This window comes from Candidatus Electronema sp. TJ (assembly GCF_048287355.1).
Classification (GTDB): Bacteria; Desulfobacterota; Desulfobulbia; order Desulfobulbales; family Desulfobulbaceae; genus Electronema.
In genome coordinates this window covers 1-17,155 of record NZ_JBLWEP010000039.1, presented here as the reverse complement: position 1 = coordinate 17,155, position 17,155 = coordinate 1, and the positions used below count along the sequence as shown (strand labels likewise).

The following is a 17,155-nucleotide window of genomic DNA, read 5'->3' as shown; positions in this document are numbered from 1 at the left end:
TTGCATGTACAAATCAAGCTGGTTTTCGCTGCCGCCTTGCCGGAGCAATAACATTTATGCGGAAATACAGTGAATTGGACACAGGAGTATAAATTTCCTTGTTGATTTCGATAAAAACAGCAGTCATGCCGCTGACTGCGCCACACTCAGCATGAAGGTCATCGGCTCAATCGGCGATTCAATGAAGCCGTGCGCAAGATGCAGCAGGGGGCAAGGAGGCAATCCAGTTTGTGGCTCACCAATTAACCACAACACAGTTTGCGGCTCATAAAATGCGATTTTTGAGCCGCAAAAATAGATCAGCGCGAAACCCGGCCCTCTGCAACATCAATCAATTCCAAGAAAGCATACACTGCCGGACGGCGGCCTTTGGCTCCCCGGACAGTTTTCAACATGCCGCTGTCACGGAGCAGAACGAGAATCCGCTTTGCGGTTGCCGCTGGAATGTCTTTAGCTGAAGTGAATTCCGTCGCGTTGAACACCGGGCGGGAAAAGAAGAAATCCAAGGCATGAATGGCATATTGCGAATGCGTCAAATCCACAAGCTGTCGTTTTTTATCCTCATACAGCTTGAGAATGCTGGCCGCCTTGCGCTGGTTTTCTTCCGCCTGATCTATGACCGCTTTCAGAAAAAACTCGCACCATCCCGTCCAGTCCTCATCAGAGGAAACAGCGGCCAGCCGCGCATAATATTCAGCCCGCTCCCGCTCAAAATACGCGCTGATATAAAACATGGGGGCGCGGATGAGACCTGCGGTGTGGAGGAAGAGAGGAATGAACATCCGGCCCAATCTGCCGTTGCCGTCCAAGAAAGGATGCAGGGCCTCTAATTCGGCATGAAGAACCGCAAGCTGCGCCAGACGGTCTGGCATTTGCGCATGAATGAAATTTTCCCATTTGCCCATCGCCTCCTGAAGATGCTCGGCTGAGATGGGAACAAAGCGGGCTTCCTCGATGGAGCAGCCGGGCGGCCCTATCCAGTTGGGCACCTTCCGGTATTCTCCGCGTGCCGCGCTGTGCCCGCGCACCTCGGCCAGCAGAACCCGGTGCGCCTCTTTGATCACCCGCTGGCAGAGCGGCAGCGTGTTCAGCAGCCCCTCAGCATGGCGCATCGCCTTCCGGTAGTTCAGCACCTCGTTAATATCCGCCTTCTTCTGCTGCGGCAGGTCGTTTGAGCCTCCTTCAGCCTCAAACTCAAGCACTTCCCCCATTGTCGCCTGCGTTCCTTCGATCTTTGAGGAAAGGACAGCCTCCTGCGTGGTGAGCGGAGCCAAGAGGATGGAAGGGTTCGGGATGGCGGCAAGGGTGCCGTCATATCGGGCAAGGGCGGCATTGGCAGGCCCGATCAGCGGAATAAGACGCAGCCAGTCTATATTTTTCGGCGGGAACTTGCCGTAATGATACTGAACCGGAGAAGTCATTTTCTGCCCTCTTTAGAAGAAAATGAGATGAGCGATGAGCGCAACAGGGGGCTGTTTTTGCCCCATGAGCAAAAAAATGGGGGCAGGATGGGGGCTGGAATGAAAGGCAAGAAAAAAAGGTTTTTAGAGTGTTTTGTTCAACTCTCTAAAAACCTTGTATATTTCTGGTGCCGAGACCAGGAATTGAACCAGGGACACACGGATTTTCAGTCCGTTGCTCTACCGACTGAGCTATCTCGGCATGATGCTGCGCTACAGGAGATGCTAATATACCTTAATCCAGCTTTCGCTGTCAAGTTTTTATTTCTTTTTTCCGCCGCCGAGCAGATCGCCAAGGTCAACGTTAAATTCATCCAACGCAGTGCCAGTTTTCGCTGCTGGGCGCAGCTTCTTGCCTGATGCGCTCTTCGCTGGCGGCAGCGTTCCCGCATTCAGATCAAGCCCTTCTAAGGATAAATTCGGGAGTTTGTCTGCCGTTGCGCCGCTTTTTTTGCCTCCCTTGCCTGCTGGCGCACTCTCAGCCTCCAAGCTTAATTCCCCAATGCCGCTGAAGGACAGATCCAGCTTTTCTTTCTCAGGCGCAGGGGGCATCAGGCCGGACAAATCCAGCCCGCTCAAATCCAGCTCAGGCTTTTTGGATGCCGCCTTTTGCTTGCCGCCAGACTTTTCCTTCTCCGGCTTGGATATTGATTCATCCATGCTGTCCAGCTGGAAATCAAGCTCGTCGAGACCGCCCACAGACAAATCCAATCCCGGCCCGTCTGCGTCGGCGCTGTCAAGCTGCAAGCCGGGTTCATCATCCTCATCCTCGCCGCCGCCCAGCTCCAAGGAAGACGCAGCGTCTTCCTCAGCTCCGGGCAGGTCAAAGGCGATTTCCTCCTTCACCTCTTCTTCCGCCGCAGCTTCTTCTTCCGCGCTGCCCAGCTCAAATTCTATTTCTTTATCCTCTTCCTCCTCGGCGGCAGGCTCGTCCAGATCAAAGCTGGTGCTGCCGTCCTCATCCGCAGCGAACTCCACGGTGTCTTCTTCACCGTCATCCGCATCCGCAGCGGCAGGCTCCTCGGCTTCGGCGGCATCCTCCTCCTCGTCGGCCTCTTCTTCGCTTTCCTTTTCCTGCGGCTTGACAAACCAGAGGAAATCAGGAGAGTCCGCTTTGAAAACAACCCCTGAAAGTTCGCTGGAAGCTTTGGCGATATTCTTCTTGCAGCCGCCGCAGGTTTCCGTCTGGTCAAAAGAAATGTAGCCGCATTTGGGACAACGCATGATATTCGCCTGCAGATTGAATTAAAGGAAGCTGCCGGACTTCTCACGCCTCATGCGGCCCGCGCCCGGACAGTTTTTTCTCAGTTTGAAAATACTCCCCTCGCATAGCATCATTTCACAGCGGCGGCAGCCTGTCAACAGCATTTTGCTGCTCCGCCGAGTTCAGCGGCTGTTGCCGGTCATCCCTGCCTGCTGTCAGCTCTGCCAGCGGCTGCGGGACAATCGCAGGCATGTTCCTTGCGCTGGCCGCTTCCGGCGCATGATGGAAGCCTTCAAGGTCTTGGTCTTTGCCTATGAGCTGGGCATGGTGCTTCTTGTGTCCGAAAAAGAGCTGGATGGGCGGCGGAACGAAGCTGAGGAGCCGCTTCTCATAATCATCCACGTCATGCTGCCTCGGCATCTGCCGCTCGCCAAGCAGACTCAGAAGAAAAGCAACTCAAATCAGCGCCTCAATCCCCTTGCGCTCCATCAAATCCAGCAATTTCCTCGATGCCCCGGCAGGCTTTTTCTCTCCCTGCTCCCATTTCCTCACCGTGGAGAGGCTGATATTGAAAATACTGGCAAGGGCCGCTTGGCTTAATTTGAATTTCTTCCTGAGCGAAACAATCTGCGCAGGGCTGTACTCTTGGATATCGGGGAGACAAAGCTGTCCAATGTTCCTCATGGTTATTTCATCAACCAGCCCGCTTCGGTTGAGGTCTTCAAGAGTGTTCACGATAGAAGCGGCAACAGATTTCCTCATCATCTCACCTCAATAAAATCTCCGTTTGCGACAGCGGCAGCGATTTATCTGCAAACAGACTCTGCGCAGGGCTGTATTCCTCAACATCGGGCAGACAGCGATGCTCTTATCAGCCAGTCCGCTTCTGTTCAGGCCGCTGGCAGTGTTCATAACGGCTTCAGCAGCATATCTCTTCACAAAATCATCTTACATTGTCATAGTGGCCGCCAATCGCGAAGATATAAATGCGCTCGTCGTCAAAGGTGTATATCAAACGGTCTTTATGGGATATTCTCCGTGACCATAGGCTGGACAGATTGTATTTCAACGCCTCCGGCTTGCCGGTTCCTTGCCCAGGATCATTGCGCTGCATCTCCTGCAAAATCCGGCAGAGATTCTTATGGACGGCTTTATCCTTGCCGCGCAGCTTCTCGTATTCCTCCCAAGTGTCGCCTTCAAAGACTATTGATCTCATCAAGCTGCTCCTGAGTCGGAGAATAGCCTTTTCCTGTGCGGTGCGACACATCCGACTGCTTGATCTGTCCCATCAGAGCCGTATTTTGCAGAACATAGACGGTCTCCTGAAGCTGTTCCCAGTCTTCAGCCCCGATGATCACAAAATCCTGCCCCTGTTTGCGCGTCACCCGCAGCGGCTCGTGGTCGAAGATCGCCTGATCTGCGAAATCTTTCAGAGCGGCTCTGAATTTGTTGACTGTGATCTCACGCATGAAATATCTCCCTGAACTGTTTGTCTGCGCAAAGAACGATGCTGTAGTACAGTACATCATGCGCGTTCTTGCAAGCAAGAGGGAAATCTGTTGAACGGGAAGCTCCAGTCCATCGTCCTGAAAGACAGCCCAAGCCGGATCATCGCGCTTTGATTGAAGAAAAGCAAAAAAAGGTCTGGCAGCATTGCTGTTCCCTGATGCTGCTGGCGGTGCGCCGGGAAGGGAATGCGCCGCCTGTCAGCCTGTTGCGGCGGCGCATCAGGCGAAATGGGCTGGCGGCAAGGGAAAAGCTGCCGGAGCTGCGCTGCAACCCGCAGGCGCGGTCTCCAAATGGGCTGGAAAACGCGCAGCATCCAAGGGGCATGGCACTTTGTCCGCCCTCCGTGGCACTTGATCTGCCGCAGACAAGACTTGATCTGCGGCAGATCAGGCTCAATCCGCAGCTGATTTCAAGTGAATCTGCTCCAGATCAGGCCTGAGCCGCTCCTGATCAGGCTCCATCTGCCACGCATCGCGCTTGAGATGGCGCAGATGCAGCCTGAGATGCTGCGGATCAAGCCTGATGCGCTGCGGATCAGGTCAATTCCGGCGCAGCTTCGGCGTGCGGGGCGGCAGCTTTTTCGAGCTGCGCTGTCCGTTCAGCAAGCGGGGCAGGGGCTGCAAACGCAGGGGCTGGAGAAATGAGGCGATGCCTGGCAGGCAAGGGCTGGCCGGGGGAAATTTCGGCTTGATTTTTTCTGGAAGATTGGTAAGGTGGCAGACACTGCGGACGCTTTGCCGCAGAACGCAGCGAAGGAGCGGCAACGCCTTCCTGACTGGCTTCTGCTCCGGCCTTTTCAACCAGCGATGCCATGCGCAACAACATAGCTGAATGTCATTTTAAAAGACTGCTGCTGGCATTGACCTGCTGTTGGACGCTTCTGCTTGCGGCTTTGTTTCTGTGGAACACGCGGCAGCTGAGGAAAACAACGCTGGAGCTGGCGGAAAGCAACGCCAGAATGTTCTGGCAGAAAGACATGCTCTACCGCGCTTGGAATCTCTCCCACGGCGGGGTCTATGTGCCGGTGACAAAACACACTCCGCCCAATCCGCACCTTGATATGCCGCAGCGCGAGGTGATGATTGCCGGGCGGCAGTACACCTTGATGAATCCTGGCTACATGTTCCGGCAGGTTGCCGAGCTGGGCAAGGAGCTGACCGCCATTCAGGGCAAAATCACCAGCCTTGATCCGAGAGAGCCTGACAACGCGCCGAACGGCTGGGAGACCAAGGCCCTGCGCGCCTTTGAGCGCGGCGAGCCGGAGTATCTTGAGCAGGTGCAGACTGAGGAAGGCCCTGTTCTGCGCTTCATGCGGCCAATTTCGACCGAGCCGAGCTGCCTGCCCTGTCATCGTGAGATCAAGGAGTTCGGCAAAGTCAGGGGCGGCATCAGCATTGTCCTGCCGATGGAGAAATATGTTCTGCAGCACCGGCAGAACACGCAGAAACTGCTCTCCGCCTTTCTGGCAATCTGGCTGGTCGGCAATGTCATGACCTGCCTGCTGGCCAGCGTCATCCAGAAAACGCTGCGCCAGCTGCTGCAAAGCGAAGAGCAGCAGCGGGCCATTCTTGAGACGATGGACAAGGTCGGAGTCGGGCTGCATATTGTCGACAAGGCCTTCCACGTGCATTATGTCAACAGAACAACAGAGCAGTGGTTCGGCTACAAAGCCGGCTCTTTGTGCTACGAGACAGCGCACGGCGAGGATGCGCCGTGCCTGCTGTGCAGTCTTGAGCAGGTTGTTGACCGGAAGGAGACCGTTCACACGGAGCTGCGCTGGCAGGGCAGAGTGTTCGAGGTGGTTGCCGCGCCCATCATCACGCAGGACGGTGTTCCGGCAAAGCTGGAGGTCCGGCTTGAGGTGACGGATCAGAAAAGGATCAAGGAGGAGGAGCGCAAGACGCAGGAGCTGCTCAAGGCCAAAGAAGCGGCGGAGGCGGCGACGGTCGCCAAATCTGTTTTCCTGGCCAATATGAGCCACGAGATACGCACGCCGATGAACGCGATCGTCGGCATGTCCAAGCTGGCGCTTGAAACGAATCTCGACCCGGAGCAGCGCAACCTGATCTCCAAAGTGCAGGCCGCCTCAGAGTCGCTGCTCGGCATCATCAACGACATTCTGGATTTTTCCAAGATCGAGTCGGGCAAGATCGAGCTGGAGCAGACAGATTTCCGGCTGCAGGACGTGCTGGAGCACGTGACTAACCTGATCCAGATCAAGGCTGAGGAGCAGGGCCTGCTCCTGCGCGTCGAAAGCGCGCCTGATGTGCCGGAAATCCTGTGCGGCGATCCCCTGCGCTTGGGACAGGCGCTGATCAACTTGGGCCACAACGCGGTCAAATTCACCCATCAGGGCCGGGTGGAGATCCGTGTGGAGCTGGCCGGACAGCAGGCGGACGGGCTGGCCCTTCTGCGCTTCTCCGTCACCGACACTGGCATCGGCATCAGCCCGGAGCAGCTGGAGCGCATCTTCGATTCCTTCACCCAGGCGGACAGCAGCACGACCAGGCAGTACGGCGGCAGCGGCCTTGGGCTGGTGATCAGCCAGAAAATCGTCAATCTGATGGGCGGAGAGATTGAGGTGGACAGCAGGCCGGGGCATGGCTCCTGCTTCCATTTCACTGTGCCCTTTGAACCGGGCCGGGAGGAGCGGCTGCCCGCGCAGGCGGGGGAGCAGGCGGCTGAGGCGGCGGACAGGATGCTTGCCCGGCTGGCAGGAAAACGGCTGCTGCTGGTGGAGGACAACGCGTTCAACCGGGAGCTGGCGACTATAGTGCTCACACGGAAAAAGCTGACCGTCTTCCATGCCGAAAACGGCCAGGCGGCCTTGGATTTCCTGCGGACTGAAGCGGTTGACGCGGTGCTGATGGACATTCAGATGCCGGTCATGGACGGTTGCACCGCCTGCCGGGAGATTCGGAAGCAGCCGCAGTTCCAGCAGCTCCCGATCATCGCCATGACTGCGAACGTCATGGCAGGCGACATGGAGAAAAGCCGGGCCGCAGGCATGAATGACCATCTCGGCAAGCCGATGGACGAAAAGAAGCTCTTCGCCTGCTTGATCAAATGGCTGGCAGCAGGTGCGCAAGCCTGAAGGCGCGGCCAGGCCGCCTCAGCACAGCCTTCTGAAGGCCGAAGCCTTGAACACCGCTGCCACCTCGCTGCCTGGCCGCAGCTCCATCTCCTCCACCGACTGCGGCACAATCTCAGCGATCAGCGTCTTGCCCTGACAGTCCAGCTCCACGCCGGTCAGCCATTCCGTCTCATACATCTTCCGCACCGTGCAAGCGAGCATGTTCCTTGCGCTGGCCGCTTCCGGGTGCTTTTTAAACAAAAGGATGTCCCGGCTGCCCAAGGCGAACTGCCCGGCAGCCGAGTTCTCCGTCTTCAGCAGCATCAGTTTGATCCCGTCCCAATTGTACTGCATCAGCCTGCCCAGATCCTCCGGCGCATCCAAGCGCAGCAGGTTGACATAGCCGCGCTCGCTGCTGCCAAGACTGCGGCGCAGGGCCAGCTCTTCGGTGCGCAGGGTCTGCTCGGCCAGCCCGTTGCGCAGCACCAGCGCCTCGTCGGTCATCAGGCGCAGTTCCTCCAAGCTGTGGCTGATGAAGAGCATGGGAATGGAGAACTCGGCCAAGACCTGGCGCAGGTAGGGAATGATCTGATACTTGAGCTGGCCGTCCAGGCCGGAGAGCGGCTCATCCAGAAGAATGAGCTGCGGGCAGGCGAGCACTGTCCGGCCCAGCGCGACCCGCTGCTTTTCCCCGCCGGAGAGCCGCTGCACGCTGCGGCCAAGCAGCTCCTCAATCTTGAGCACGCGGACGAGCTGATCAAAGTCAATGCGCCGCTGCTGCTGCGGCAGGCGGCTGAGACCGTAGAGCAGGTTCTTGCGCACGCTCAGATGCGGGAAGAGGCAGGCCTGCTGGAAGACCACGCCCACCCGCCGCTGCTCCGGCCGCAGATTGATCCCTTGCGCCTGATCAAAGAGCGTATGGCCGTTGAGGCGGATGAAGCCGCTGTCCGGGTTCAGCAGCCCGGCGAGCATATGCATCAGGGTGGATTTGCCGCTGCCTGACGGCCCAAAGACCCCGCAGCGCTCCGAACTGAGCGTGAACGCGGCCTGAACGAGGAACTCGGCAAAGCACTTCTCAACATTGACTTCCAGCAGCATGATCAGCTCCGGCTGAGGCGGCGGCTGCGGCACTCAATCAAACTTCACCTTCGGCGTTTGCTGTTCGCCTTCCGGCAGATTGAAATACTGCGCCGCCTCAACTCCGGCCAGCGCGGCGGCAAAACGCCCAACCACAGTGCGGCGATACGTGTTGACTGCCTGCACAGCGTCATTGTACCGCTTCCGCTCCACGGCAATCCGGTTTTCCGTGCCCTCCAAGCTGTCCATCAGCTTCAGGTAGGATTCATTGGCCTTGAGATCAGGATAAGTTTCCTGAAGCATGAGCAGCCGGGACAAGGCAGTTTCCAGCCCGCCTGCGGCGGCAGCCTTTTCCTGCATTGAGCCAGCCTGAAAATAGCTTGTGCGGGCCTTGGCCAGATTCTCGAAAATCTCCTTCTCGTGCTTCGCATAGCCCTTGACCGTCTCGACAAGATTGGGAATCAAGTCAAACCGCCGCTTGAGCTGATTCTCCACCTGCGCCCATTGCCCGCGCACCTCCTCATCCATCGCAACCGCCTTGTTGTATTGCCCGATGCCCCACAAGACCGCGCCTGCCGAAAAAACAGCCAGCACGCCAAAGATAATCAGTGCTGTTTTAATGCCGTTGCTCATGTGTCATTCCTCCATCTGCTTGAAAGTTACCAGTCGCCGGAAGCTCCTCCTCCGCCAGAATCGCCTCCGCCGCCGCTGAAACCGCTGTCGGAGCTGCTGCTTGAACTTGAATCACTGCTGCTCCAAGAGCTGCTTGAATCGCTGCTGCTCCATGAACTGCTTGAATGACTTCTGTTGTTTGAATAGCCACCAGAAGTCATTCCAAGTTTCCCCGCTATTTTTCCTGCTATCATTCCCAGTTTTTCTACTATTGTCAATATAACAACAGCAGCAACAGCCGCAAAAAAGAGAAAGACTCCGAAGTAAAATATAAATTGCCATGCCCACTCTTTTGAATAATTTGATGTTATTCGAGCTGGCGGGGCTTTAGGGCGGTGTAGTTGAAGCGGAATGCTGCTGCCGAGCTGCACATTATAATGCTTGGCAAGAACAGCAAGCACTTCCTTAGTTGCTGCGGCAACGCCCTCGCCGTATTTGCCCTCCTTGAAAAACGGCACCAGCTTTTCCCTGCCGAGACTGCCCAAAAAGCTGTCCGGCAGCACGCTCTCCAAGCCGTAACCAGTTTCAAAGCGGTATTTCCGTTCCTTCAGCGCGACGGTCAGCAGCAGGCCGTTGTCTTTATCTTTCTGCCCCAGCTTCCACTGCTCGAAGGTATGGAGCGAAAAGGCTTCGATGGTTTCTCCATTCAGTGCGGCGACAGTCAGAATGACCATCTGCGCGGTTGTCTTTTCTTCAAGCTCGCGCAGGGAAGCGACAAGCTGCGCCTCCAAGGCAGGCTCTATGATATTGGCAAGATCAATGACCCGCTCAGGCGGGCTGGACGGCACTGGCGGGGTTGAAGCCCGCAGCATGGCTGGAAGCATCACCAGCATAAACAGCGCCGTGCATCTCAAAACAGAACGCAGCACCATGATTTCCTCTTTTTTTTGAATCCTTGGCAAGCATCTCCGGGCAATATGCCCAATACTACAGCGGCAGACCAAGGACAGCAAGAAGAAAGGAACTGGAAAAAAATCGGCGGAGTGGGCTATCTCCGGGCAAGGCGGCGGCTGACAGCCTCGCCGAGCAGCAGCACGGCAAAGGACAGGCCGATGGAGACCAGGCAGAGGCTCAAGGCCTTGCTGTCGCCGCCTGGGGTGCTGGTGTGTTGATAGATGGCGAGAGGGATGGTCTGGGTCACGCCGGGGATGTTGCCTGCCAGGATAACCGTCGCACCGAATTCGCCCATGCTGCGGGCGAACATCAGGGTCATGCCAGCCAAGATGGCCCGGCCTGAAAGCGGGATGGTGATGGTGAAGAGTGTGTCCCACCAGCCTGCGCCCAGCGTCCGCGCCGCCTGCATCAGCTGCCTGTCCAGGCCCTCAAGGCCGATGCGGATGGAGCGCACCAGCAGCGGAAAGCCGACCACCGCCGAGGCGATGACCGCCCCGCGCAGGGTGAAGACGATGCGGATGTCAGCAAGGGCCAAGAGCTGGCCCAGCCAGCCGTTGCGGCCAAAGAGAAGCAGAAGCAGATAGCCGGTCACAACCGGCGGCAGCACCAGCGGCAGGTTGAGCAGCCCTTCCAGCAGGGCCTTGCCGCGCAGCTTGGTCATGGCCAGCACGTAAGCGGCGGCAAAGCCTGCGGGCAGAGAGAGCAGCGTGGCCGCAGCCGCCACGTGCAGCGAGAGCTTGACTGCGGCGAGGTCGTCAGGGGAGAGGGTGAGCATAGTCAGCGAGTCTCAAGTCTCAGGTTCTTCCTTGGTCACAGCAGGCGCACCGCTGCTGTGGCAGTCGGCGCAGTTGAACTGGCCGGGGATGCCGTGCTGATTGATGCAGTCAAACTTGGAATCCGCCTCATAGCTGCCGTCCTTCCACGCATTGAGCAGCTCGATCAGACGATAGGCGGTGCTGGCCGCCACCCGTGCGCAGCGGTCTTGCCGCTCTGGGCTGGCCAGCGGCTTGTTCGCCTCTTTCATCCATCTGCCCACTGAGATATGACAGAGGGGCGAGCTGCTGACCGTGACCGGCAGCTTCGCCGTCACCTTGGGCTTCTTTGGAACATAGACCGGCAGTTCGGTCTGGGAGTACCATTCCATCATTTCCGTGGCAATCTGATGTCCAGCCGCAGACTTGCCGATGATGCGCGGCCCGATGATCAGATTGGCGACCAGATTAGCCCCGGCAGGCGCGCCGCAGATCGTGCCCCAGCCCATCTGCCCGCCCTCGAAATAGGCAAAGCCATCAGCGGGGAAAGAGATGTACGGCTCGCCGACCAGCTCGCGCAGCTGAAGAAAGACACTGCTGATCACCGCCCCGCAAAAGACCCGGTACCACTCCGCATAGCAAAGTTCAGCTGTCTTCTCTGGATCGAGCTTCTTGTACGGCCACGGCCATTTCTCGGTGCTGCCGCCAGCTGCCCGCTTTGGGCTGACCATTCCGCAGCCTTGGCCAAGCATGGCCCCGGCTGCCAGCGTGCCTGCTCCAGCCAGCACCTGCCGCCGGGAAATTTGCTCCTGTGTTCCTGCAAGATTTCTGTTGCCCATGCTGTCTTCTCCGTGTTCAGGGTAGGCGGAACAAAACTTGGTGCGGACATCGCTGCGAACTGCGTGTCTGCATCCACGATCAATAGGGGGAGACACCCATGATACGTCGGCGCAGCCACCCACGCAAGGCGCATGTCTGCATCCATGCAAGACCGCCTTGCCGCAGCCGCCGCGTTGCCCGGCCCGCTTTCGCCTGCCTTGTTCACGGCGACGACACGGCTTTGCTCGACCGCAACCGCCTCTTTTCCTCGCGCTGCCGGTGTTTTCGCGCTCGGAAACGCCGTTTTTCCGGCTCAGAATGCCGCATTCCCCTCTGGCAATGCCTCATTGCCAGCAAGGAATGTCACGTTTCACTCTGGCAATGGCTCATTGCCAGAGGGGAATGACCCGTTGCCAGCTGGCAATGCCTCATTGCCAAGAGGGAATGCCTCATTGCCAGCAAGGAATGCCGCGTTTCCAGCTGGCAATGCGCCATTGCCAGAGTGAAATGACCCGTTGCCAGAGGGGAATGCCTCATTGCCAGCGAGGAATGAGGCATTGCCAGCAGCCGGCGGGGCCGCCGAAAGGGCCGCCGCCTGCGTTCCTCATGGGTTTGCCGCAAAGCCATGCTTCTCCAGCACGGCCTTGGCCTCCGGGCCGCTCAAGTAATCGCAGAAGGCCTTGGCCGCCGCGTTCTTCGCCCCGGCTGCGGTCAGCAGCATGGGATAGGTGATCTTGTCATGCAGGGCCGCGTCCACGGTGAAGAGCACTTTCGCGTTCTTCGTCAGCAGCGCGTCAGTTTTATAAACAAACGCGCCGTCCGCCTCGCCGTGCTCCGCATACATAAGGGCATGGCGGACATCCTCGGTCAGCACGAACTTCTTTTCCTGCTCCAAGGCGGCGTACATGCCGACCTTTTCCAAAGCCTGCTTGGCGTATTTGCCTGCCGGGACATTCTGCGGATTGCCAATGGCGATGCGCTTGAGCGTGTTCAGCTGCTCCATGCTGAGAGCCGCCGTCGTTGCGCTGCCGACAAAGACCAAGCTGTTGCCGGCAAAGGGCTTTTCCGAACCCGGCGCGGCCAGCTGCTTGTCCGCAAGGTAGCTTGTCCATTCCGGGCTGGCGGAGATGAAGACATCCGCAGGCGCACCCTGCTCGATCTGCTTGGCCAATGCGCCGGATGAGCCAAAGTTCGTCAGCACCTTGGTTTCCTTTTGCTTGGCACTGTATGCGGCGATGAGTTCCTTGCAGACATCGGTGAGGCTGGCCGCTGCTGAAAGATGGACGGTCTCCGCGTGGCTCCAGACGGCGCAGCAGCAGTGCAGGAGCAGGACGGCGGCAACAATGCTTCGCTTCATGGCAGGTTCTCCTGTGCAAGGGTTAAGGTGATGTATGAATTGCAGATGCAAAAAGGCGGCCAGTCTGGCAGGGGCAGAGGAAGTTTCAGGCATGACAGCGTGTTGCGCAGGCTGAACCGCCCTTCAAGGAAAGGGCGGCACGACAAAAAAGAAAGGAAGGCTGCGGAATGGCAGGAAGCTGCGCAAAAAGGCGCAGCCAAGCCGCGCCGGTGAAAAAGAAACCGGCCCACAGGCCGGTCTGGCAGGGTCAGAGGGAACTGCGCCGCCGTCGCTTCAGTCGCGGCTGCCGCCGAAGAAGCGGAGCAGCATCAGGAAGAGGTTGATGAAGTCCAAATACAAGGCCAGTGCACCGATGACCGCGCCTTTCTGCACAGCCTCGCCGCCTTGGCTCATGATCCCCTGCTCGCCCAGCTCTTTGATCTTCTGCACATCATAGGCGGTGAGGCCGACGAAGACAAATACGCCGATCAAAGAAATCGCCCAGTAGAGCGCGGGGCTGGCCAAGAAGATGTTGACAATCGAGGCAAGCAGGAGGCCAATCAGCCCCATGAACATAAATGCGCCCAAACCGGAGAGATCGCGCTTGGTCACCAGGCCGTAAACCGACATGGACAGGAACATGGCTGCGGTGATCGCAAAAGTGCCGGCAATGGACGCGCCGCTGTAGGCGAGGAAGATCACGGACAGGGTCAGTCCGTTCAGGAAGGCGTAGAGGAAAAACAGGCCTGTGGCGGTGGCGGCCTTTATTTTTTCAATCCTGGCTGAGAGATACCAGACCAAGCCCAGCTCAATCAGCACCAGCGGCAGAAACAAGGGCCGGATGGCCTGAAACAGCCCGCTGCTGGCGGTCAGCCAGGCGATCAGCCCGGTCAGTCCCAGCCCTGCGGCCATCCAGTTGAAGACCTTGGCCAGAAAGACGGTGGAGGCCTCCTGCCGGGCCTTGACGGCGACCGCAGCAGTGCTTGCGTATTTTGTCTCCATAATGGTACACCCTCCTTGCGTGAGAAATGGGTTGCGAATGATGCGCTTCCGTGTTTTATCTGTAAGCCTGTGAATAATAGTAACCACTCTGCCAGTGCAGAGCAAGGAAATCAGGAGGGCATGACGGTGAAAATCGCGGTGAGCGGCAAGGGCGGGGTCGGCAAGACCACGGTCATGGCCCTGCTGGCCGGAGAGCTGAGACGGCAGGGACAGGCTGTGCTGGTGATTGATGCGGATCCCAGTCCGCACATGGCGCAGGCCTTGGGCATGGCCGGAGCTGAGGATGTCAGGCCCATCGCTGAGATGGGCAGGCTGCTGGCCGAACGGGCCGGCAAGACTGAAGGCTCTCCTTTTTACAACCTCAACCCGGAAGTGAACGACCTGCTGCGGGACTTCATGCTGGAGCAGGACGGCATCCGCCTGATGATCCTCGGCGCGGTGCGGACAGCGGAAGGCGGCTGCGCCTGCCCGGAGAACCATGTCCTGCGCAAGATGCTGAAGAAGATGCTGCTCACCGCCAAGGAGGTTGTGCTGGTGGACATGGAGGCCGGCATCGAGCATCTGGGGCGCGGCACGGTGGCCGGTGCCGATTGTCTGCTGATTGTGGTCATTCCCTCGAAATCCGGGGTGCGCACTGCCCTGAAGATCAGGCAGATGGCCAAGGACGTGGGTATTCCCCGCATCTTCTTTGTCGGCAATCTGGTGCAGTCCGAGGCTGACCGGGACTTCCTGTGCGCCGAGCTGGGCGAGGAGCCTGCGGCCTGCTTCCCGGATTCCGTCCTCCTGCGCCAGACAGAGCGGGACGGACGGCCTGTTCTTGCTGTCCGCGAGGGCCTGAATGATGCGCCGAAGATGCTTCTGGAAAAGATGCTGACCGCAGCCTGAGCTGCGCCCGCGCCGCGTTCTGTTTCTTCTTGACAGCTGCTGTGGAAGCCTCAGCGCAGCGTTATAATAGGTTCCAGCAGCACCCTGCCGCCGCGCTGCCACAAGCAGCGGGGGAGAAGAAACGCAGGTAACTCTACTTTTAACGCATTGAGGAAAAGAAGCATGAAGGTCGCAATGATTGGTTTTGCTGTCGCAGCTCTGCTGGTTTCCGGCACCGCTTTCGCCAGCGAGGAGCTGGCAAAGAAGAGCAACTGCACCCTTTGCCATCAGCTTGACAAGAAAGGCATGGGGCCAGCCTTGAAGGAGATCGCCGCAAAGTACAAGAGCGATGCTGAAGGCGCAAAGAAGATTGAAGGCGTGATTAAAAACGGCAGCAAAGCCGCCTGGGGCGAGAACTCTGTCATGGCTGCTCAAGCCCAAGTGAGCGAGGCGGACGCGCAGGCTCTGGCCAAGTGGATACTGTCCTTGGCTGCCGAGGCCGCTCCTGCTGAGAAAGCCGCTGCTCCTGCCGAAGAGAAGAAGCCTGCTGCGGCAGAGCATAAGGCAAAAGAGCATAAAGAGGACAAGCCTGCCAAGAAGTAAGCTGTTCCCTGCCACAGTTCCGCAGAGGCACGTCATGCTGCGCCTCTGCGGAACGCACCGCCTTTCTCTCAGCTTCCTGCCCCGGCGCGGTCTGCCGCTCGAACTATGCTTCGGGCCGGTCTTGAACCACAGTCCATGCCGCAGCTCAGAAACCCACCAGCTCCACGTCGAAAACCAGCCAAGCATTGGGCGGGATGATGCCGCCGCCCGCTCCCCGCTCGCCGTAGGCCAAGTTCGGCGGGATGATCAGGGTGCGCTGCTCTCCTTTCTTCATGCTGATCAGGCCCATGTCCCAGCCAGGAATGACCTGGCCTGATCCTACCTCAAACTGGATCGGCTCGCCCCGGTCATAGGAGCTGTCGAATTTGCGGTCGTTCTCCAGCAGGCGGCCTGTGTAGTGCACGCTGATCCGTGCGCCCGGCGCAGGCGTTGCTCCTTGCCCCGCCTTGGTCACCACCCAGCGCAGCCCTTCCTTGTTGGACTGCACAGAGGGCCAGCGCTTGCTGATCAGCTGCATGATCTTCTTCTGGCCTTCTGCTGCCGCAGTCTGATGTTTCGCCTCCAGCGCGGCCTTGGCTTGGTCGAAGGCGGCCTGATCAGCCTGAAACTGCCGCGCCTTCTCTCCCTGCCGGATGATCTCCACGCCGTTGATCACATCGCCCTGCTTGATGGCATCCACCACGTTCTGACCTTCAGCCACCTGACCAAAAATGGTGTGCTTGCCGTTCAGATGCGGGGTGGCGACATGGGTGATGAAGAACTGGGAGCCGTTGGTGGCTGGCCCGGCGTTGGCCATGGCCAAGATGCCGGGGCCGGTGAACTTGAGGCCAGGGAGAATCTCGTCGGCAAAAGTGTAGCCCGGCCCGCCGGTGCCTGTGCCGAGCGGGCAGCCGCCCTGAATCATGAAGTCCTTGATCACCCGGTGGAACTTCAGGCCGTCATAGAAGCGTGTGCCGACCGCCTTGCCGGCCCCGCCAAAAGCCAAGGTTCCTTCGGCCAAGCCGACGAAGTTGATCACCGTCAGCGGTGTCTTGTCGTAAAACAGCTCCAGCAGGATGTCGCCCTTGCCGGTTTTGATCTTCGCGTACAGTCCGTCTTTCATTGTTGTTCCTTTGCTCTCTGGTGTGGTTGCAGATGCTGCCGCAGGCTGCGTCTGGGCGGATACGGTTTGTCCTGAGCAGACAAGCAGCACTGCCAGCGCGAGCGCAGGCAGCAAACGCATGAGGGGCGCAGTCACAGTCATGGAAATCCTCCGGCAACAAATGTTGAGTTGAGATGAAAACAAGCTTCCCTCCGCAAACAGCGGCGGGCTGAAGGCAGCAACTAACAGATTGCAGAGGCCGCTGTCAAGGAAAACCTGATTTTTCCCGCTCCCAGCCGCTTCCCTCTTGACGTTTTGGGTCAATCCATGTTTAAATGAACTTCTTCATCCGAACGGATGAAACCGACAGCCGGGGCTTGAGCGCCGGAATCTTCTCACATGCTTCCCGTCCTCTATCGCGCACTCGGCACGGCTGCTCACGCCCTGCTTCCAGCTCTTCTGCCTGCGGCCAACCTCATTGCCCCTGCTTGGGAAGCAGGACAGCGTCTGGGCAGCTATCAAGGCGTTGCCGCCCGGCCCAACGGCCCGCTGCTTTGGGTTCACGCCGCCTCGGTGGGCGAAGTGCAGGCCGCCCGCGTTCTGATTGCCGCGCTGACGGAACAACTCCCCGACAGCTGTTTTTTGTTGACCACCATGACCCGGCAGGGCCGGGATGCCGCCCGCCTGCGCCTGCCGCCGGATGTGCGCTGCGGCCTGGCTCCCTTGGACACGCCCCAGGCGGTGCGCCGTGCTCTGCGCGAGGTGCGGCCTGATGCTTACGTCTGTTTGGAAACTGAGCTGTGGCCGAC

20 protein-coding genes and 1 tRNA gene are annotated in these 17,155 nt (G+C 58.6%); 6 read left to right on the top strand and 15 right to left on the bottom strand.

The genetic code is table 11. The annotated features are described in order from the left end of the window. Positions 1-299 precede the first annotated feature (299 nt). From ACNKID_RS04795 to ACNKID_RS04765, 7 genes are all read right to left on the bottom strand, one after another. Positions 300-1,421, bottom strand: coding sequence for a Fic family protein (locus tag ACNKID_RS04795; protein WP_417912293.1), 1,122 nt, complete (start codon positions 1,419-1,421; stop codon positions 300-302). Positions 1,422-1,586: 165 nt separating this feature from the next. Beyond that, positions 1,587-1,662: transfer RNA gene (locus tag ACNKID_RS04790), tRNA-Phe, on the bottom strand. A 59-nt stretch (positions 1,663-1,721) separates the two neighbouring features. Beyond that, the gene (locus tag ACNKID_RS04785) at positions 1,722-2,684 is read right to left on the bottom strand and encodes a hypothetical protein (RefSeq protein WP_417912292.1); all 963 of its coding nucleotides are present in this window, start codon (positions 2,682-2,684) and stop codon (positions 1,722-1,724) included. Between the two features lie 115 nt (positions 2,685-2,799). Further along, positions 2,800-3,084, bottom strand: a complete 285-nt coding sequence (locus ACNKID_RS04780) for a hypothetical protein (RefSeq protein ID WP_417912291.1) — start codon at positions 3,082-3,084, stop codon at positions 2,800-2,802. Between the two features lie 36 nt (positions 3,085-3,120). Beyond that, positions 3,121-3,399, bottom strand: a complete 279-nt coding sequence (locus ACNKID_RS04775; RefSeq protein WP_417912290.1) for a helix-turn-helix domain-containing protein — start codon at positions 3,397-3,399, stop codon at positions 3,121-3,123. Between the two features lie 208 nt (positions 3,400-3,607). Then, positions 3,608-3,880, bottom strand: coding sequence for a Txe/YoeB family addiction module toxin (locus tag ACNKID_RS04770; RefSeq protein ID WP_417912289.1), 273 nt, complete (start codon positions 3,878-3,880; stop codon positions 3,608-3,610). Continuing rightward, positions 3,861-4,133, bottom strand: coding sequence for a type II toxin-antitoxin system Phd/YefM family antitoxin (locus ACNKID_RS04765; RefSeq protein WP_417912288.1), 273 nt, complete (start codon positions 4,131-4,133; stop codon positions 3,861-3,863). The genes ACNKID_RS04770 and ACNKID_RS04765 overlap by 20 nt, the downstream gene beginning before the upstream one ends. A gap of 149 nt (positions 4,134-4,282) precedes the next feature. Between ACNKID_RS04765 and ACNKID_RS04760 the strand changes: the two genes are divergently transcribed. The 3 genes from ACNKID_RS04760 to ACNKID_RS04750 all read left to right on the top strand — a co-directional run bounded on the left by ACNKID_RS04760 (position 4,283) and on the right by ACNKID_RS04750 (position 7,267). Continuing rightward, positions 4,283-4,612 carry a hypothetical protein gene (locus tag ACNKID_RS04760; protein WP_417912287.1) on the top strand — a complete coding sequence of 110 codons (330 nt, stop codon included), beginning with the start codon at positions 4,283-4,285 and terminating at the stop codon, positions 4,610-4,612. A gap of 64 nt (positions 4,613-4,676) precedes the next feature. Next, positions 4,677-4,817 carry a hypothetical protein gene (locus ACNKID_RS04755; protein ID WP_417912286.1) on the top strand — a complete coding sequence of 47 codons (141 nt, stop codon included), beginning with the start codon at positions 4,677-4,679 and terminating at the stop codon, positions 4,815-4,817. 167 nt (positions 4,818-4,984) lie between these two features. Further along, a complete protein-coding gene (locus ACNKID_RS04750) occupies positions 4,985-7,267 on the top strand; it encodes an ATP-binding protein (RefSeq protein WP_417912285.1) in 2,283 nt (760 codons plus the stop codon). Positions 7,268-7,285: 18 nt separating this feature from the next. Here ACNKID_RS04750 and modC read toward each other — a convergent pair whose 3' ends face one another. The 7 genes from modC to ACNKID_RS04715 all read right to left on the bottom strand — a co-directional run bounded on the left by modC (position 7,286) and on the right by ACNKID_RS04715 (position 13,798). Continuing rightward, complete coding sequence (gene modC / locus ACNKID_RS04745; RefSeq protein ID WP_417912284.1) at positions 7,286-8,344, bottom strand: molybdenum ABC transporter ATP-binding protein; 1,059 nt, start codon at positions 8,342-8,344, stop codon at positions 7,286-7,288. Between the two features lie 33 nt (positions 8,345-8,377). Further along, positions 8,378-8,956 (bottom strand): LemA family protein, encoded by a 579-nt coding sequence (locus ACNKID_RS04740; RefSeq protein WP_417912283.1) that lies wholly within the window; start codon positions 8,954-8,956, stop codon positions 8,378-8,380. A 26-nt stretch (positions 8,957-8,982) separates the two neighbouring features. Next, positions 8,983-9,828, bottom strand: coding sequence for a TPM domain-containing protein (locus ACNKID_RS04735; RefSeq protein ID WP_417912282.1), 846 nt, complete (start codon positions 9,826-9,828; stop codon positions 8,983-8,985). A gap of 155 nt (positions 9,829-9,983) precedes the next feature. After that, positions 9,984-10,664, bottom strand: coding sequence for a molybdate ABC transporter permease subunit (gene modB, locus ACNKID_RS04730; RefSeq protein WP_417912281.1), 681 nt, complete (start codon positions 10,662-10,664; stop codon positions 9,984-9,986). 12 nt (positions 10,665-10,676) lie between these two features. Next, on the bottom strand, positions 10,677-11,480 hold the full coding sequence (locus tag ACNKID_RS04725; protein ID WP_417912280.1) for a C-GCAxxG-C-C family (seleno)protein: 804 nt from the start codon (positions 11,478-11,480) through the stop codon (positions 10,677-10,679). A 584-nt stretch (positions 11,481-12,064) separates the two neighbouring features. Continuing rightward, on the bottom strand, positions 12,065-12,817 hold the full coding sequence (gene modA, locus ACNKID_RS04720; RefSeq protein WP_417912279.1) for a molybdate ABC transporter substrate-binding protein: 753 nt from the start codon (positions 12,815-12,817) through the stop codon (positions 12,065-12,067). A 273-nt stretch (positions 12,818-13,090) separates the two neighbouring features. After that, entirely contained in the window at positions 13,091-13,798 is a 708-nt protein-coding gene (locus ACNKID_RS04715) for a Bax inhibitor-1/YccA family protein (protein ID WP_417912278.1), read from the bottom strand. Between the two features lie 120 nt (positions 13,799-13,918). Here ACNKID_RS04715 and ACNKID_RS04710 point away from each other — a divergent pair, with 120 nt between their 5' ends. Both ACNKID_RS04710 and ACNKID_RS04705 read left to right on the top strand, forming a co-directional pair. Then, positions 13,919-14,683, top strand: a complete 765-nt coding sequence (locus tag ACNKID_RS04710; RefSeq protein ID WP_417912277.1) for a P-loop NTPase — start codon at positions 13,919-13,921, stop codon at positions 14,681-14,683. Between the two features lie 162 nt (positions 14,684-14,845). Beyond that, complete coding sequence (locus tag ACNKID_RS04705; RefSeq protein WP_417912276.1) at positions 14,846-15,265, top strand: c-type cytochrome; 420 nt, start codon at positions 14,846-14,848, stop codon at positions 15,263-15,265. Positions 15,266-15,410: 145 nt separating this feature from the next. On the opposite strand, the gene ACNKID_RS04700 is transcribed toward ACNKID_RS04705, so the two are convergent. Beyond that, positions 15,411-16,508, bottom strand: a complete 1,098-nt coding sequence (locus ACNKID_RS04700; protein ID WP_417912275.1) for a peptidylprolyl isomerase — start codon at positions 16,506-16,508, stop codon at positions 15,411-15,413. Positions 16,509-16,745: 237 nt separating this feature from the next. Between ACNKID_RS04700 and ACNKID_RS04695 the strand changes: the two genes are divergently transcribed. Next, positions 16,746-17,155: glycosyltransferase N-terminal domain-containing protein (locus ACNKID_RS04695; RefSeq protein WP_417912274.1), on the top strand; the 410-nt coding region annotated here is incomplete at its 3' end.

Excerpts from the sequence above, each read along its gene's own strand:
- ACNKID_RS04795 (WP_417912293.1), bottom strand. The coding sequence starts at position 1,421 with ATGACTTCTCCGGTTCAGTATCATTACGGCAAGTTCCCGCCGAAAAAT.
- ACNKID_RS04785 (WP_417912292.1), bottom strand. The coding sequence starts at position 2,684 with ATGCGTTGTCCCAAATGCGGCTACATTTCTTTTGACCAGACGGAAACC.
- ACNKID_RS04780 (WP_417912291.1), bottom strand. The coding sequence starts at position 3,084 with ATGCCGAGGCAGCATGACGTGGATGATTATGAGAAGCGGCTCCTCAGC.
- ACNKID_RS04770 (WP_417912289.1), bottom strand. The coding sequence starts at position 3,880 with ATGAGATCAATAGTCTTTGAAGGCGACACTTGGGAGGAATACGAGAAG.
- ACNKID_RS04765 (WP_417912288.1), bottom strand. The coding sequence starts at position 4,133 with ATGCGTGAGATCACAGTCAACAAATTCAGAGCCGCTCTGAAAGATTTC.
- ACNKID_RS04755 (WP_417912286.1), top strand. The coding sequence starts at position 4,677 with ATGCTGCGGATCAAGCCTGATGCGCTGCGGATCAGGTCAATTCCGGCG.
- ACNKID_RS04750 (WP_417912285.1), top strand. The coding sequence starts at position 4,985 with ATGCGCAACAACATAGCTGAATGTCATTTTAAAAGACTGCTGCTGGCA.
- modC (WP_417912284.1), bottom strand. The coding sequence starts at position 8,344 with ATGCTGCTGGAAGTCAATGTTGAGAAGTGCTTTGCCGAGTTCCTCGTT.
- ACNKID_RS04740 (WP_417912283.1), bottom strand. The coding sequence starts at position 8,956 with ATGAGCAACGGCATTAAAACAGCACTGATTATCTTTGGCGTGCTGGCT.
- ACNKID_RS04735 (WP_417912282.1), bottom strand. The coding sequence starts at position 9,828 with ATGCTGGTGATGCTTCCAGCCATGCTGCGGGCTTCAACCCCGCCAGTG.
- modB (WP_417912281.1), bottom strand. The coding sequence starts at position 10,664 with ATGCTCACCCTCTCCCCTGACGACCTCGCCGCAGTCAAGCTCTCGCTG.
- ACNKID_RS04725 (WP_417912280.1), bottom strand. The coding sequence starts at position 11,480 with ATGGGCAACAGAAATCTTGCAGGAACACAGGAGCAAATTTCCCGGCGG.
- modA (WP_417912279.1), bottom strand. The coding sequence starts at position 12,817 with ATGAAGCGAAGCATTGTTGCCGCCGTCCTGCTCCTGCACTGCTGCTGC.
- ACNKID_RS04715 (WP_417912278.1), bottom strand. The coding sequence starts at position 13,798 with ATGGAGACAAAATACGCAAGCACTGCTGCGGTCGCCGTCAAGGCCCGG.
- ACNKID_RS04710 (WP_417912277.1), top strand. The coding sequence starts at position 13,919 with ATGACGGTGAAAATCGCGGTGAGCGGCAAGGGCGGGGTCGGCAAGACC.
- ACNKID_RS04705 (WP_417912276.1), top strand. The coding sequence starts at position 14,846 with ATGAAGGTCGCAATGATTGGTTTTGCTGTCGCAGCTCTGCTGGTTTCC.
- ACNKID_RS04700 (WP_417912275.1), bottom strand. The coding sequence starts at position 16,508 with ATGACTGTGACTGCGCCCCTCATGCGTTTGCTGCCTGCGCTCGCGCTG.